This is a genomic window from Wolbachia endosymbiont of Encarsia formosa, from assembly GCF_039540065.1.
Lineage (GTDB): Bacteria > Pseudomonadota > Alphaproteobacteria > Rickettsiales > Anaplasmataceae > Wolbachia.
The window spans coordinates 146,566-160,886 of record NZ_CP154278.1 but is presented as its reverse complement, the minus strand read 5'-3'; the positions used below and the strand labels follow the sequence as shown (position 1 = coordinate 160,886).

Here is a 14,321-nt window from a genome sequence, read left to right as displayed (position 1 = left end):
TGCGGTTTTATGAAGTGAGAAGTAAATATGCCAGAAGTTACTGGGCAAGATTATAATAAGGAAAGTAGAATAGAAAACGAGCTACAACAGGATTACGAATATGAGTTGATTAAAAGTTTATTCATGTTTCCTGATAGGCGCCATTTGGTAGATATTGCTGAAGCTACAAAGGGCTCGTTTGATAATTTTATGTGTGCGTGGCTTGTTACAACTGAGTTGACAGACAGTCAAGAAGAGTTAGGTTAGGAATTGCTATCTATTTTTAGTGCAATGAGATCTTTGAGTGCAGGAGATAGTTACCGACAACTTCAAAAGTTTTTATTAAATAATAAAGATAATCAAGATCTAAAAACCGTTCTTAATTGTGAAAGGGGAGAATCTAGTTTGACGATATTGCACATAATCTCAAGTATGGCTTGGGCAAGAAAACAATATGATTGTGCCGTAAGTTTGCTTTTAGAAGCAGGAGCTGACCCTAATATCAAGAATGATAAAGGAAGAACACCATTACACTATGCTACTGGACCTTATAGTATAGCTGCTCTCTTAGAAAAGGGAGCTGACCTTAATGCAGAAGATAATGAAAAAAAAAACGCCTTTGCATCATGTTGCTAGTGTTGGTTGTTCTGAAGGCGTAGTTTTACTCTTAGAGAAAGGAGCTATTTCTGATCAAGGTGATAAACAAGGAAAAACTCCTCTGCAAGTTGCACGTGATAATCATCATGAACATGTTGAAAAGTACTTTGTGACTTATAAGCGAGAGAAGTTGAACGATAAGTTACGCTCTATAACGGAAACGAAAGACTGGTTCGAAGATGGTTCAGGTTACGTTTTAACTAAGAGACAGGGGGGCTTGAGAAGCAAGTTGTTGGATATAGTAAATAACTCAGAAGGTGATTCAGTTGTTGAAGATCTACAAGAATTCTTAGATGATTTTGGGAATGATCAAGATCTAAGAATGATTTTGAATCTTCGAAGTAATGAAGGAGAGTTGAAGGTGCATCAACATGATAAAAATCTTGATTCTTTTGCTCATTCAGGTACTGATGAAAGAGTAAAAAACCAACTTAAATTTGAAGTAAAAAGATTACTTTTGAAAGCAGATGCAATCAATTTACAATGGTCAAGTTATGATGAGAAGGAGTATTATTCTAGGGATTTATGGAGTAATTTACCGCCGAATCGACAGATAAAGCTAAAAGAATTTTTAGATAAAGTTTCTAAAGCTCAAAATATGGATGAACTGGAAGGAGTTGTAAACTAAGCTATTCTCTCAGGAGGAAGGTTTAACAGACGATTTTCTCAAGATAAGAAGCGTAACTTCACAGATTGTATTATAGAAAGAATTGTTGAATTAGGAAAGAATCCTGAAGTTGCAAGCAGGATAGTATGCAAGTTGGTATCAATAGGGGCAGTGTTATATAATAAGGATAATATGAAAGTAATTGATACACTAGAATCTGAATTTAAAGAGCACAAAGAGAATATGATAGAAGCTTATTACGATTATATATATAGCACTCTAGATTTTATGGAAGTGATCAAAGTAGCAGTTATTCACGGTGTGGTAAGAAATGCAAAAATGGATAACACCACTTTGTATTCATAATATTGTGAATGTAGTATAATAAATGTTGCAAAGCTCACAGAAAAAGCTAGTAAGTTAAGACAAGCTAAGGGAAACATAGACCACGAAAGAGATATAATCAAGATTGGTAAAAGTGAGGTAGCAATTATAACAAAGGATGGTATAAGGAATTACACCAATCTTGCAGACGATAGTGATATATTATTGACTTTCCCTACCACTAAGGGAGAATTAGACGTTAGGTTGTATCCTGATAAGCAAAATAAAAACTGGATAAAGGTAGAAGTAAGAGATCAAGAGAAGTTGAAAAAATTAAAAGATTGTGGGGAGAAAATAGGAGTAAATTGCTTACTTGGTGGTTACTCAGTGTACGATGCTATTAAACGTGGGTACTTTAAAAGACCTACAGGAATTTTCCAGGGAGAAAGATTACAAAGTGGTGAAAAAGTTTCTCATGTAGATCAATTGCAACGTAGAAAAAATAACGAGATATGCATATCACCCTAAGCTATAAAAGCTTTGTCCGCAGCAGGTTTTAGATTATGCAAGAAGTCTAATTGTAATTATTAGTCTTTCATATATAATCTGTTGAGATTTATAAGAACCTTACAGATGAAAGAGAAAGAAGAGCAGTTTAGTTTTACAACAGATAACCTGAGGAAAGCGAAAAAGTCTATAGAGATGTATCCTAGGGGTAGAGAAGGTAGTGCTGTTATGCCTTTACTGTATCTGGTTCAAGAGCAATGCGGATGGGTTTCTGAATCTGCTATGCATTATGTTGCTGATATGCTTCATATTCCACATATTCGTGTATATGAAGTGGCAAATTTTTACACAATGTATAATTTAAAACCAGTAGGTAAATATCTCATACAAATTTGTAGAACAACTCCTTGCTGGTTGTGCAATAGTGAAGAAGTTTTAAATACCTTTAAAAAGAAACTAGGAATCAATATCGGTGAAACTACTAAAGATAATCTATTTACTTTAAAGGAAGTCGAATGTCTTGGTGCATGCGTTAATGCCCCTGTGGTGCAGATCAATAACGATTTTTATGAAAACCTCACTCCTGAAAAAGTGGAAAATATCATAGCAGAACTTTCAAGTAAATAGATGGAAAAGTTCTCGTTTAGGATAACCAAGCAATCAGGTTCTGCAAGAGTTGGCACAATTAAAACTCCAAATGGAAACATAGAAACACCGGCATTCATATTTTGTGCAACCAAAGCTGCCATTAAAGCTGCAGATATCGAAAGAATAAGAGAAGCCGGTACTCAGATAATACTTTCTAACACCTATCATCTAATGCTCCAACCAGGGGAAGATACCGTAGCAAAACTTGGTGGCTTGCACAAGATGATGGGATGGAATGGACCAATGCTAACTGATTCTGGTGGATATCAGATATTTAGTTTAGGACACGGATCAGTTTCAGAAGAAATAAAGGGAATAAGACAGAAACAAAAAACTCTGATCAAAATTAATGAAGATGGGGCAATTTTTCGTTCTTACATAAATGGTAAAACTTATTGTCTAACTCCTGAAAAGTCTATACAAATTCAACAAAAATTAGGTGCAGATTTAATCCTAGTTTTAGATGAATGTACTCCATTCCATGTCAGTAAAGAATACACAAGAAAATCAATGCTCATGAGCCATAGATGGGCTGAACGTTCTTTAAATGAGTTTGAAAAAAATAATGATGGCAAACAGGCGCTGTATGGAATTAGTCAAGGCGGAGTGTATCAATATTTACGTGGAGAAAGTTGTGACTTTATCAACAATTTGCCATTTTTTGGTCAAGCAATAGGTGGATCGCTTGGTCAGAGTAAAGAGCAGATGTATGACGTAGTTTCCTTTACTATGGAACGTTTAAAAAAAGAGAGGCCTACTCATTTGCTTGGTATTGGTGGAATTGTGGACATCTTTCGTGCAGTAGAGCTTGGTGTTGACACATTTGATTGCGTGCATCCAACTCGCCTCGCAAGACATGGTGGCGCGCTTGTTAAAGTAAAAAATAGAGATTCTATTTCTTCAAAGTGCAAAGAGCATATTAATTTGCGAAATCAACGATTCGAACTGGACAATAACCCAATTGAAAGTGACTGCTTATGTTTTACCTGCATAAAGCATTCAAGAGCTTATATACACCATTTACTGAAAGCTAAAGAGCTCCTGGCTTACACACTCGTTACCATTCATAACGTTTTCTTCATGAATAAGTTGATGGAATCAATAAGACAAGCAATATTGAATGATAGGCTAGATCAGGAAAAAAATAATTGGATTAGTGAAATACCGCTGCATTGTGAATTATATACCTAGTTCATATTTTGCACATGTGCGTTGCATTTTTTAATCTTCTTTAAAAACTTGACAGTACCGTATATATACGGGTATACTAGAAATATAATTTTGTTAGGCATTTATGGTTAAAAATAAAGAAAAACATCAAATAGCGTTTTGCGTTTCAGCCTTTACACTCTTAGCTGGTTTATCATTGATCGCAATTGGAATTGCAGTGGGTACTGTACCTGCTATAGCTTCTTGTTTAGTGACAGGAGGAATTTTAACTGCCTTGTCTATTGTGCAATCAGTAGAAAGCTATTTATTTTTACAAAACAGCGAAAAAACTTTCAATAAAATGATTAGTGGTATACGCGATGAAGCAGAAAGCAAACTTTTTATAGAAAGGATTTTGCAACCATTCATTGAACTTTTTAGTGAGCATAAGCAACATAACTAAAGTACACTAAGCATAGAAACCACTTTATCGTAACTTGTCAGTGAATTAATTTCTCCAATCGCAGCTAAAGTAATTTTTTCATGCTGAGATAGCAATTCTTCTGCTGCTTTTTTTATATTGTAAATAGTAACAGCACTAATTTTTTCTATTAATTCGTTTTTACTGATGTATTTATTATAGTTGCCGTAGTATTGTCCTAACGTTTCGGCACGCGAGCTAACACTTTCACGTGACATTAAAATTTGAGATTTTACTCGTTCTTTTACTCTATTTACTTCTTCTTCCTTTAGATCATCCGTGGATAATTTTTTCAGCTCTGTCGTTATAGCTTTCAAAAGCTTATCTAGATTACTACTATCTGTACCAGCAAAAATCGAAAGCATTCCTGTATCAGCATAGCTAGAGTTGAATGAGTAAATGGAGTAAGCAAGCCCCTTCTTCTCTCTTACTTCCTGGAATAGGCGTGATGACATTCCGCTTCCCAGTATGGCATCAAGAACTTTGAATGTATGATATCTATTATCATCACGAGAAACACTAGGTAGACCAATTAATAAATGTACTTGATCTAATCTACGATGTTCTAAATACTCACCACCGGTATAACTTGCATTCTCGCTTTTTTTCAGCTCTTTTGAATGAATCTTTGAGAGAAAGTCTTTGATTAATTGAACAACTTCCTCATGTTCAACATTTCCTGCAACAGCAAATATAATGTTCTCGGCAAAGTAATGCTCATTTATGTAGTTATCTAGATTAGCTCGAGTAAAAGATTTGACAGTATCTTGCGTGCCCAAGATTGATCTACCAAATGGTTGATCTTTGTAAGCTGCTTCAAAATATTTATCGAAAATGATATCACTAGGTGAATCATTGGTTTGAAAAATCTCTTGTATTACAACACCTTTTTCACGTTCCAATTCATCTTCTGGAAATATAGAATTTATCAGTATATCTATTAATATATCAATGCCAGTTTTAATATCCTTTTTAAGAACCTTTGCGTAGTAACTGGTGCTTTCCCTACCGGTGCAGGCATTGAAAGCTCCACCTATATCATCAAAAGCTTTTGCAATTTCAAATGCAGTTCTCGTTTTCGTTCCTTTGAAAGCCATGTGCTCTAGGAAATGAGATATTCCATTTTGACTTGTGCTTTCAGCTCTACTGCCAACACCAACTCGTATATTTAAAGCTACGGAATCAACGTCATGCACTCGCTCAGTTATTATGCGCAGACCATTATCTAATTTTGTTACCTGTGGTACATTCATTTTATATACTCTTTTTTAAATTTTCTTCTGCAAAGTCCCAATTAATCAAATGATCAAGGAAAACTTTTATATAGTCAATTCTACGATTTTGACAATCTAAATAGTATGCATGCTCCCATACATCCATAGTAAGCAGTGGTACCTGATCATAAATTAGCGGTAAATCCGCATTTGGAGTTTTAGTGATTTTGAGTTTCCCTTTTTCAAGAACTAACCACACCCATCCACTACCAAATTGGCTTACTCCACAATTTGAAAATTCTTCACAAAATTTGTCAAAACCACCAATATCATCTTGAATTTTTTTTGCTAGAAAACCATCATCTTGAGGCTTACGACCACCATTCTTTTTCATTGAATTCCAATAAAAAGTGTGATTCCAAACTTGTGCTGCATTGTTAAAAATAGGAACTGTATTATTATTTCCATGAACTTTCGTTACTAATTCCTCACTTTCCATATGTTGATAATCTGTGTTTTCAACCAGTTCGTTGAGTTTATTTAAATATCCCTTATGGTGCTTATCATAATGAAAATCTAATGTCTTTACAGATATATAAGGCTCTAAAGCTGCTTTATCATATGGCAACTCAGGTAAAGTAAAACTCATGCTGACCTCTTTATTTTCTATGGTATGGTAATATGTGCTTTTGCGCAACAGATAATTTAGTTAGGTAGTGATTGCATTTATTCTAAAACAAGCGATATTAGTAAGATAATTATGTTTTTATTTTTAGAGGGGTAATATGTCAAGTTTATATAAAAATTTTAAGGAGTATTCTCGATATGGAACAGTTCCTACCAAAAGCGTCCGAGGTAACGAAGTTCCACAAAATAGTTTCTATAAATCCGTTCATTATATTAATAGTGTTATTGGGCCAGTGAAAAATGTAGCTCTTGGCCTTTATATAGCAGAAGGTGGTTGTAATTCTATGGTTCATGGTATTGCTTTTATACCAGTTAATATAGTCCTACAATCTTTGTATCTGGCATTGGCATATCTGTCATATTGGCCAGCAAAAGGATTAGCGAAAGCAGTAGATAGTTTTGATCTTAAGCGTAACACAAAATCGTTAATAGATTATTCATGCATGTTATCACGTAAAGCAAGTAGCCAAAGTGCCATGATAGCTGGATTTGTTAATGCAGTTTTGAATTATGCTGTTAGTGCTGTTATCTGGGCTGCTGCACTTGTTATTACACCACTAGTTTGGACTATTGATAAAGTAGCAAGTAAGTTTAGTGATGCAAAAAGTGAAGGTGTTAGTAATCCTTATTTTCCAAGATAGATAGCCTACCAAGTGCATGTGAAACCATTGTATCTGTGTGGCAAAATAAAGTATACGAGATAAAGGCACCTATAGAAGCAAGAGGATGTCATGCCAGTGCGTGACACTGGCATCCGGTCTTTTCGTCATCAAAAACCTTTAATTTTTTAGTATTTATATGTTTAACATAAGAACCATACAAGACTACAAATGATGAATCAGCATTACCTTAAAGAGAGTACCCATATTTTCAGTTAACCTTAAAAATTCACTGAAGATCCTATTCTTCTGTTCATTACTTGCATTTTCCATTAAAGCTTGTGCTCTTTCCTTTATACCAAATAAATATAAAAATTCTCTTTGAGTTAAAGTCTCGCAGTCTACATGTTTTAATGAATCTTTTAGTGCTTGAAAGTTCACAAGTGCAGTGATGTCACTATTACCGACATTTTCAAGAAAATTAGTATACTTATGCTGTCTTATTGATTGTAAAGTGCTCTTGTATGAAGGATATACATAACCATAATCTATAATCAGGGCAGCTCCCCCGTTATTGACTATCTTATTCTCAAGTTTATTTAATATTTCGGTTCCGGCTAGGCATACTTCCACTACTGCACCATTGAAAAGTTTTCCTTTTCCAGTAATTGGCACTGAGCACTGAAGTAACAACGAAAGACTGCCATTATCCTGCTTTGTCACTCTGTTTTCATACCACTGTCCATCAAGATAAACGAACTGGTCAATCGGAAGGGCGTCAAATAACTCATTTGCAAAAAAAATAGTTGGCTGATTTGGTAAGTTGTCGACATCTGTGTGCCAATTAATATCTAATCCCTTTAATTTTTCCTTTTGTATTTTCTGTAAAATAGGGCTTATTTCAACTAGATGAATGTCCATTGAGCTAAAAAAACAGCTATATTTTTTGGTGACTCTTATTACATCATGAATGAGTGTTCCTTTACCTGGTCCAAGTTCAACTAGAGAAAATTTTGATGGCTTTCCTAATTTTTCCCATATATTCATTATCCACACTGCAATTGTTTCACCAAATAGCTGACTAATTTCAGGTGCAGTAATGAAGTCACCATCTTTGCCAAGTGGTAATTTATTCATGTAATAGCCGTACTCTTTATGATATAGAGCAGCATTCATAAAATTACTGATGGATATTGATCCTTGGCTTTTATCAATTAATTCGTGTATATAAGTAAGCATATTATTAATAAATGTTTAACTATAGCGTGCCATACTATAAAATAGTGGAGTATTTATATATATGATATAAGTTTAAAGGCGATAGTGCTTCAATTATGAATAGTCAAGATACAGATTATGTTACCCTTATACCTCAAGATGATGGTGTTGAATATAAATTTGAAGAAGCTATAAATTTTGTAGATAATAAGGTTATAGGTGCTGACAGGTTAACTTTAGCAGAAATATTTCAAGTGCTAGTTCGAATGTTAAATGGTGACCTAGAATTAGTAAAAAAAGTGCTAGCATATGCTAATATTATGGTAAAGCATGGAATGAGGATGGCGAAAGAATCACAGCTAAGCAGAGCCGATGTTCTTCGAACTTTAAAAGGCAAAGAAAGTATGCTCAATAGGCAAGATTTGATCAAAAAACCATCTCTTCCACCTGCTATAAAATCGATTAAAAAGAAAAGTAGAGGTTTTTAAATGACTGCATCCATAAAAAAATTTACTGTACAGTGTGATTTTAAAGGACAAAATTCGCCTTTTGCAATATACATAGGAGATCCAAAGGGTGATACTCATCCAATTCACCATCAAGATTCCTGGCTTGCAAAGGAGCGTGGAGGAAATATACCTAACAAAGTCAAAGAAAGTCTGCAAAAATTACACAAGTTATCTCAAGAAAATGGCATTTCTTTTTCAGAATTATGTGCATATGCTATCACTATAGTTAGCAACAATGATAAAAAAAGTGACGGTAAGTAGTTAGATTCTCAATATTTCATTTATAGAGGTTTTTGATCTCGTCTTCTCATCCACCTTTTTTACTATAACTGCACAATAGGTTGAGATATTATTTTTAGATGGAGTAGATCCTGGCACAACTACAGAGTAAGGTGGCACCTCACCATAAAATATCTTGCTTGTTTCTCTATCAATGATTTTTGTTGATCCTCCAATAAACACCCCCATACCAAGGACTGATCCTTCTTTTATTATAACACCTTCGGCTACCTCACTGCGTGCTCCAATGAAGCAATTATCCTCTATAATAACTGGAAAAGCTTGAACAGGCTCAAGAACTCCGCCTATTCCCACCCCTCCAGAAATATGGCAGTTTTTTCCTATTTGTGCACAGCTACCAACTGTTGACCAGGTGTCTATCATTGTACCAGAATCAATATATGCACCAACGTTGATAAAGCTTGGCATTAAAATAACATTTTTACCTATGTAAGCAGATTGGCGGACAAAACATCCAGGAACTGCTCTAATTTTTGACTGGTAAAATTTCTCCTCATTCCATTCACTAAACTTGCTACCGATTTTATCAAACCAGCAATTGGTGTTGTCTATTATTTTACTTTCTGCAGTGAGAAAATGTAATAATATTGCCTGCTTGATCCATTTATGTACTATCCACTCTCCACTTGATGACTTTTCTGCTACTCTAATTTTACCATTATCAAGTAACTCAATTACCTCTTTGATTATTAATCTTGCTGCTTTTTTTAGATTACAATCGTTAAGTTTTTCTTTATCTTTCCAAATATTTTCTATCTCATCTTGTAATTTTTTAGTTGCAAATTTTTCATTTATTATATACATATTGATATCAAATTTATATTATTTTATACGTAAGCACTATGAAAATACAATGTCATAATTGTACTAAAACTTACTTAGTATCTCGTGGGCAAATAGGTGAGTCTGGAAGAAAAGTGAAATGTACAAACTGCAATCACATGTGGCATGAATATCTAAAAGAAATATCAAATGAACTTTACCCTCAAGAAAAAAAAGCTAGCTGGAGGCAAAATCTAGCTCTAGCTTTTGCAACAGTTGCAGGATTGTGCGTTATAATTGTTGGTGGTATCTTTCCAGGAGAGGTAAGTAAGATGTATAAAGCAGTTAGTGCATATAAAGATTCAATAAGCCATAAATTAGGATACAAAAAAGTGCAAACGGAAAATTCAAGTGCGAGAGAACTTGTTATAAATGAGTTTTATCAAGATTACCTTTTTCTATCTAATTTTAGATCTAGTTAAATAGGCATAAGTCATCAATGTTATGCAAGTAACTACACTTACTCCTTTATGATAGTGTCATTCCAATTTCAGCTACTTTCATGATGCCCTATGATTGTTATTACATCGTTTACTATAGGTTTGTTTCAGAAGCTTACATCCAGAAAACTTGTATAGATTTTTCCTACTTCTGTGATATTATAAGCCTGTGATGATAAAATAAGTGGATATGGATAAGTCAGAGTATGAAATCATAGAGCATGAGTATGATGTGGTGATAGTAGGTGCAGGTGGAGCAGGGCTTAGAGCAACACTTGGAATGGCTGCAACTAATTTTTCAGTTGCCTGCATTTCTAAAATTTTCCCTACACGAAGTCATACAGTTGCAGCGCAAGGAGGAATTAGTGCAGCTTTGAGTAATATTGCTGAAGATGACTGGCGCTGGCATGCATATGATACAATAAAAGGTTCAGACTGGCTTGGCGATCAAGATGCAATAGAGTATATGTGTAAAAATGCTGCCAAAGCTGTGATTGAACTTGAAAATTTTGGTGTACCCTTTTCTCGTACGGAAGATGGAAAAATATATCAGCGTGCCTTTGGTGGAATGACAACTCACTTTGGTAAAGGAAAATCGGCTCAGCGTACTTGTGCAGCAGCAGATAAAACTGGGCATGCAATTCTTCATACTCTATATCAGCAATGTCTTAAATTTAACGCTGAATTTTTTGTCGAATATTTTGTAATCGATTTGATTATGGACAAAGGGACATGCTGTGGGGTGATAGCTTGGTCGCTGTGTGATGGTACGTTGCATAGATTTCGTGCACATTCTGTGGTAATAGCAACAGGTGGTTATGGACGTGTTTATTTTTCTGCAACAAGTGCACACACCTGCACAGGTGATGGTAATGGCATGGTGGTGAGAGCTGGGTTGCCACTTGAAGATATGGAATTTGTGCAATTTCATCCAACAGGAATATATGACTCAGGGTGCTTGATGACGGAAGGATGCCGCGGTGAAGGTGGGTACCTCGTTAATTCTCAGGGTGAGAAGTTTATGGAACGTTATGCGCCAAAGGCAAAAGATTTGGCTTCTCGTGATGTAGTAAGTCGAGCAATGACAATTGAAATTAGAGAGGGAAGGGGAGTTGGGCCAAAGAAAGATCACATGTACTTGAATATATCTCATCTTGATCCGGAAGTAATAAAGCTCAGATTGCCAGGTATTAGTGAAACAGCAAAGACCTTTGCAGGAGTTGATGTTACTAAAGATCCGATACCTGTTATTCCAACTGTTCACTATAACATGGGAGGTATTCCAACCAACTATCATGGGGAAGTGATCACGTTGCAAAAAGGTAAAGAAGAAGTGGTAGAAGGATTATTTGCAATAGGAGAAGCGGCATGTGTTTCTGTACATGGTGCAAATCGACTTGGCTCTAACTCGCTTCTTGATCTTGTGGTTTTTGGTAGAGCTGCCGCGCTTAGGGCAAAAGAAAAATTGAAACCTGATACACCACATAAAAAATTGCATTCAGACTGCACAGACTTGATAGTAGATAGATTTAATAAAATGAGATTTGCTTCTGGAGAGTTCAAAGTAGCAAAAATACGAAGTGAAATGCAGCACACTATGCAGAAATATGCATCGGTATTCCGTGTTGCTGAAGTTTTAGAGGAAGGTAAAAAAGCTATGAAAGAAGTAGCAAAAATGATGCCTAACATTGCAGTTGAAGATCGCAGTATGATATGGAATAGTGATTTGGTTGAAGCGCTGGAGCTTGCCAATATGATTCCACAAGCAGTTATTACCGTGGAATGCGCAGCTAATCGCAAGGAAAGCAGGGGTGCTCATGCTCGTGAAGATTTCCCTGAACGTGATGATAAAAACTGGATGAAGCATACTATAGCATGGCTTAAAGAAGAGAAAAGCCAAGTTAGTGTAGAAATTGACTATAAAAAAGTTGCTGAAAAAACTCTGAGCGATGAGATTGATTTCATCGCCCCGGAAAAGAGAATTTATTAGTTAACCCATCTGGTTTATTTATAAATTGACGTAGTATTGATACATAGCTCATTTGAGTAGCTGGGCTTTCTTTATGCTCCGATTGATTTGACGATCTTTGTACTTCTTGCTCTGCTGAGTTGTTAGCTAAATTTTGTTGTTCAGTAATATTTTCAGGTTGTTTTGCAGCTAGGTGATCATCTTTACGGCTTTGCTTATCGTTGGTTAATTCCTTAACAGACTTCCTAATTTCGCTAAGTCCCAAAGTGAATATCAGACAGACCACTCCTGTTATAGCTATGATGGGTAACGCTGCTCCAATTGCAATTTGTCCTTGGAAGCAAGAAAGTGTTACCATTGTAATAATAGTAGTTGCTACTGTGATTGCTAACAATACACTAGCTCTCCTGCCCGGATCAATGCATTTCCATACAGCATATGCTCCTTTTTTTACACCAGAACCTAGCTTTTTAATGCCTGATTGACATTTTTTCGAAGCAGTTCTACAGTGGTATTTTTCCTCAAGCTTCTCTTTTAGTTCTTTAGCTTTCTCCTGTGCTTTCTGTGGAGTGCTTGAACAATCTTTTAGATCTCGTAAAGTTAAATAGTACTTTTTAGTATGGAGTTCTGGATCTTCTAACCATAAAGAATCAGGGTTAGCAACGTTTTGTAATAATGCTGCACAAAACTTTGTTGTATTATCATAATTAGTTGCTAAATCAAAAATTGTTTCTTGCGATAGGTATTCGATACTTTTTTTTTCTGCTTTTTTCTTTAGTGCTAATTCTAGAGGTGTATTGCCTTGCCTGTTAGTTGCTTTTATAGCTTCATCTAATTTATCTTCAGATATTTTTCTTTCTTTTACTAAGGCTGATATTAATTTCAAGCATATAACTTTTTGCTTCCCTCTCAGCAAGGCAATATGGTGTAAAGCATTATTACCATCTGTATCTTTCAGGCTAATATCTGCTCCTTTTTGCAATAACTCCTTAAAGGATTTCTCATCTTTATTTTTAATTGCTAAATGTAATTGATAATTATCATTACTATCTGGAGTATTTATGGTATGTGATATAATTTCTTTAATTTTTGTTCTTATTTCTGATTTTAACTCAGGTTTCTTTACTGACTTTGCTAATTTTTCTAGGAAATCACAATAGTATGTCTTTTGCTCTTCTTTTAAGTATTGTAATTCTTTTGTAGATAATCTTAAATTGTCAGAGCTGGCTACATACTTTAACAATTTTGCAAGAAACTTAAGTGTGTTATCGTTATCTTGGATTGTGTGAGAATCATGTTTCCCTTTTATTATCTTGTTAATTAGTGCTACCTGAAAAGGAGTCTTTCCTTCTTGATTTTCACTATCAACAAGTTGTACTAAATTTTTCTCGTTAGCTATTTTTATCAAGGTATCTAGAAACTTAAGCTTTTGTTTCTTTTTGAGCGATGCAATAAGGTGTAAAATATTATTTCCTTTTTCATCTGTTATGCCACTGACATTTGTGCAATCTTTTAGGTATTTTCTAAATTTCCTGTTGTTTCCATTTTGGATTGCATTTAGTAATTGAACGTCATTATCAGAATCCAATATTCCGTTTATTCCATCTTCAAAATCGCTATCAGAATCTGATATTCCGTTTATTTTATCTTCAAAATCGCTACCGTAGCCACTGTCTTGTTTGCTGTACCTACTAAAACAACTTTTAGTGACTTCAGAAATTACTTGGTTTTTTGTTTCATTTGATATTCTTTTCGATCGTTCTATTACTTCACCTAGCACTGGAAGGAAACATTGGACATAATATCTGTGATATTTTTCCTGTTCTCTAAGCGATTCTTCTAATTTAGTTAATACTTCAGGACTAGCGCCTTCCTTAAATAACCTTTTACATTCCTTGAGTGTTCCATCTCGACTTCTTGGTTTTTCATGCTTATGTTTTTCTTTTTTTACCTTTCTCTCTATAATATTATACAATTGCTTGTCTTTTTTATCTTGTTTTTCATTTTTGTTTATATATTTATCTAGTTTGTTTGCATTAGTAACTGATACACTTAGATCTATACTCATATTAAAACCTCAATATTAAAGCTATTTGGCGTTAGCGCTTCAACTAACAGCCTATTGAATTGGACTTTTAAATTGAGCTAGATGTTATCGAAATATAGGTGGAAAGCTAGTTTCTATTAGAAAATCTGTTGTCATAATTAAAT

At 34.7% G+C, this 14,321-nt stretch carries 18 protein-coding genes; 13 read left to right on the top strand and 5 right to left on the bottom strand.

Going from position 1 to position 14,321, the window contains the following annotated elements:
- Positions 1–27 precede the first annotated feature (27 nt).
- The 8 genes from AAE962_RS00925 to AAE962_RS00890 all read left to right on the top strand — a co-directional run bounded on the left by AAE962_RS00925 (position 28) and on the right by AAE962_RS00890 (position 4,334).
- The gene (locus AAE962_RS00925) at positions 28–246 is read left to right on the top strand and encodes a hypothetical protein (RefSeq protein WP_343289196.1); all 219 of its coding nucleotides are present in this window, start codon (positions 28–30) and stop codon (positions 244–246) included.
- 24 nt (positions 247–270) lie between these two features.
- Positions 271–615, top strand: a complete 345-nt coding sequence (locus tag AAE962_RS00920) for an ankyrin repeat domain-containing protein (protein ID WP_343289195.1) — start codon at positions 271–273, stop codon at positions 613–615.
- Complete coding sequence (locus AAE962_RS00915; RefSeq protein WP_343289194.1) at positions 569–1,264, top strand: ankyrin repeat domain-containing protein; 696 nt, start codon at positions 569–571, stop codon at positions 1,262–1,264. Before AAE962_RS00920 ends, AAE962_RS00915 begins: the two co-directional genes overlap by 47 nt.
- Before the next feature lie 171 nt (positions 1,265–1,435).
- Positions 1,436–1,609, top strand: coding sequence for a hypothetical protein (locus AAE962_RS00910; RefSeq protein ID WP_343289193.1), 174 nt, complete (start codon positions 1,436–1,438; stop codon positions 1,607–1,609).
- Positions 1,610–1,792: 183 nt separating this feature from the next.
- Entirely contained in the window at positions 1,793–2,095 is a 303-nt protein-coding gene (locus tag AAE962_RS00905; protein ID WP_343289192.1) for a hypothetical protein, read from the top strand.
- A gap of 105 nt (positions 2,096–2,200) precedes the next feature.
- Complete coding sequence (gene nuoE / locus AAE962_RS00900; RefSeq protein ID WP_343289191.1) at positions 2,201–2,701, top strand: NADH-quinone oxidoreductase subunit NuoE; 501 nt, start codon at positions 2,201–2,203, stop codon at positions 2,699–2,701.
- Positions 2,702–3,913: a tRNA guanosine(34) transglycosylase Tgt gene (tgt, locus tag AAE962_RS00895; RefSeq protein WP_343289190.1), complete on the top strand. Its 1,212-nt coding sequence runs from the start codon at positions 2,702–2,704 to the stop codon at positions 3,911–3,913.
- Positions 3,914–4,016: 103 nt separating this feature from the next.
- Positions 4,017–4,334 (top strand): hypothetical protein, encoded by a 318-nt coding sequence (locus tag AAE962_RS00890; protein WP_343289189.1) that lies wholly within the window; start codon positions 4,017–4,019, stop codon positions 4,332–4,334.
- On the opposite strand, the gene AAE962_RS00885 is transcribed toward AAE962_RS00890, so the two are convergent.
- Positions 4,331–5,605: a pitrilysin family protein gene (locus AAE962_RS00885; RefSeq protein ID WP_343289188.1), complete on the bottom strand. Its 1,275-nt coding sequence runs from the start codon at positions 5,603–5,605 to the stop codon at positions 4,331–4,333. The two genes, AAE962_RS00890 and AAE962_RS00885, sit on opposite strands and share 4 nt — an antisense overlap.
- A gap of 1 nt (position 5,606) precedes the next feature.
- Positions 5,607–6,215 carry a superoxide dismutase gene (locus AAE962_RS00880; protein WP_343289187.1) on the bottom strand — a complete coding sequence of 203 codons (609 nt, stop codon included), beginning with the start codon at positions 6,213–6,215 and terminating at the stop codon, positions 5,607–5,609.
- A gap of 136 nt (positions 6,216–6,351) precedes the next feature.
- On the opposite strand from AAE962_RS00880, the gene AAE962_RS00875 reads away from it, so the two are divergent.
- A complete protein-coding gene (locus tag AAE962_RS00875; RefSeq protein WP_343289186.1) occupies positions 6,352–6,894 on the top strand; it encodes a hypothetical protein in 543 nt (180 codons plus the stop codon).
- 183 nt (positions 6,895–7,077) lie between these two features.
- Here the strand turns inward: AAE962_RS00875 and AAE962_RS00870 are convergent, their stop codons facing one another.
- On the bottom strand, positions 7,078–8,091 hold the full coding sequence (locus AAE962_RS00870; protein ID WP_343289185.1) for a class I SAM-dependent methyltransferase: 1,014 nt from the start codon (positions 8,089–8,091) through the stop codon (positions 7,078–7,080).
- Positions 8,092–8,186: 95 nt separating this feature from the next.
- On the opposite strand from AAE962_RS00870, the gene AAE962_RS00865 reads away from it, so the two are divergent.
- Together AAE962_RS00865 and AAE962_RS00860 are read left to right on the top strand one after the other, a co-directional pair.
- Positions 8,187–8,558, top strand: a complete 372-nt coding sequence (locus AAE962_RS00865; protein ID WP_343289184.1) for a hypothetical protein — start codon at positions 8,187–8,189, stop codon at positions 8,556–8,558.
- Positions 8,559–8,840, top strand: coding sequence for a DUF2610 domain-containing protein (locus AAE962_RS00860; RefSeq protein WP_343289183.1), 282 nt, complete (start codon positions 8,559–8,561; stop codon positions 8,838–8,840).
- On the opposite strand, the gene dapD is transcribed toward AAE962_RS00860, so the two are convergent.
- On the bottom strand, positions 8,841–9,683 hold the full coding sequence (dapD, locus tag AAE962_RS00855; protein WP_343289182.1) for a 2,3,4,5-tetrahydropyridine-2,6-dicarboxylate N-succinyltransferase: 843 nt from the start codon (positions 9,681–9,683) through the stop codon (positions 8,841–8,843). It lies immediately after the preceding gene.
- A 38-nt stretch (positions 9,684–9,721) separates the two neighbouring features.
- Here dapD and AAE962_RS00850 point away from each other — a divergent pair, with 38 nt between their 5' ends.
- Complete coding sequence (locus tag AAE962_RS00850) at positions 9,722–10,123, top strand: zinc-ribbon domain-containing protein (RefSeq protein ID WP_343289181.1); 402 nt, start codon at positions 9,722–9,724, stop codon at positions 10,121–10,123.
- Between the two features lie 208 nt (positions 10,124–10,331).
- Positions 10,332–12,131, top strand: coding sequence for a succinate dehydrogenase flavoprotein subunit (sdhA, locus tag AAE962_RS00845; RefSeq protein ID WP_343289180.1), 1,800 nt, complete (start codon positions 10,332–10,334; stop codon positions 12,129–12,131).
- Here the strand turns inward: sdhA and AAE962_RS00840 are convergent.
- Entirely contained in the window at positions 12,103–14,178 is a 2,076-nt protein-coding gene (locus AAE962_RS00840; protein WP_343289179.1) for an ankyrin repeat domain-containing protein, read from the bottom strand. The two genes, sdhA and AAE962_RS00840, sit on opposite strands and share 29 nt — an antisense overlap.
- Positions 14,179–14,321 lie beyond the last annotated feature (143 nt).

Coding starts and splice junctions, on each gene's coding strand:
- AAE962_RS00925 (WP_343289196.1), top strand. CDS start 28: ATGCCAGAAGTTACTGGGCAAGATTATAATAAGGAAAGTAGAATAGAA.
- AAE962_RS00920 (WP_343289195.1), top strand. CDS start 271: ATGAGATCTTTGAGTGCAGGAGATAGTTACCGACAACTTCAAAAGTTT.
- AAE962_RS00915 (WP_343289194.1), top strand. CDS start 569: ATGCAGAAGATAATGAAAAAAAAAACGCCTTTGCATCATGTTGCTAGT.
- AAE962_RS00910 (WP_343289193.1), top strand. CDS start 1,436: ATGAAAGTAATTGATACACTAGAATCTGAATTTAAAGAGCACAAAGAG.
- nuoE (WP_343289191.1), top strand. CDS start 2,201: ATGAAAGAGAAAGAAGAGCAGTTTAGTTTTACAACAGATAACCTGAGG.
- tgt (WP_343289190.1), top strand. CDS start 2,702: ATGGAAAAGTTCTCGTTTAGGATAACCAAGCAATCAGGTTCTGCAAGA.
- AAE962_RS00890 (WP_343289189.1), top strand. CDS start 4,017: ATGGTTAAAAATAAAGAAAAACATCAAATAGCGTTTTGCGTTTCAGCC.
- AAE962_RS00885 (WP_343289188.1), bottom strand. CDS start 5,605: ATGAATGTACCACAGGTAACAAAATTAGATAATGGTCTGCGCATAATA.
- AAE962_RS00880 (WP_343289187.1), bottom strand. CDS start 6,215: ATGAGTTTTACTTTACCTGAGTTGCCATATGATAAAGCAGCTTTAGAG.
- AAE962_RS00875 (WP_343289186.1), top strand. CDS start 6,352: ATGTCAAGTTTATATAAAAATTTTAAGGAGTATTCTCGATATGGAACA.
- AAE962_RS00870 (WP_343289185.1), bottom strand. CDS start 8,091: ATGCTTACTTATATACACGAATTAATTGATAAAAGCCAAGGATCAATA.
- AAE962_RS00865 (WP_343289184.1), top strand. CDS start 8,187: ATGAATAGTCAAGATACAGATTATGTTACCCTTATACCTCAAGATGAT.
- AAE962_RS00860 (WP_343289183.1), top strand. CDS start 8,559: ATGACTGCATCCATAAAAAAATTTACTGTACAGTGTGATTTTAAAGGA.
- dapD (WP_343289182.1), bottom strand. CDS start 9,683: ATGTATATAATAAATGAAAAATTTGCAACTAAAAAATTACAAGATGAG.
- AAE962_RS00850 (WP_343289181.1), top strand. CDS start 9,722: ATGAAAATACAATGTCATAATTGTACTAAAACTTACTTAGTATCTCGT.
- sdhA (WP_343289180.1), top strand. CDS start 10,332: ATGGATAAGTCAGAGTATGAAATCATAGAGCATGAGTATGATGTGGTG.
- AAE962_RS00840 (WP_343289179.1), bottom strand. CDS start 14,178: ATGAGTATAGATCTAAGTGTATCAGTTACTAATGCAAACAAACTAGAT.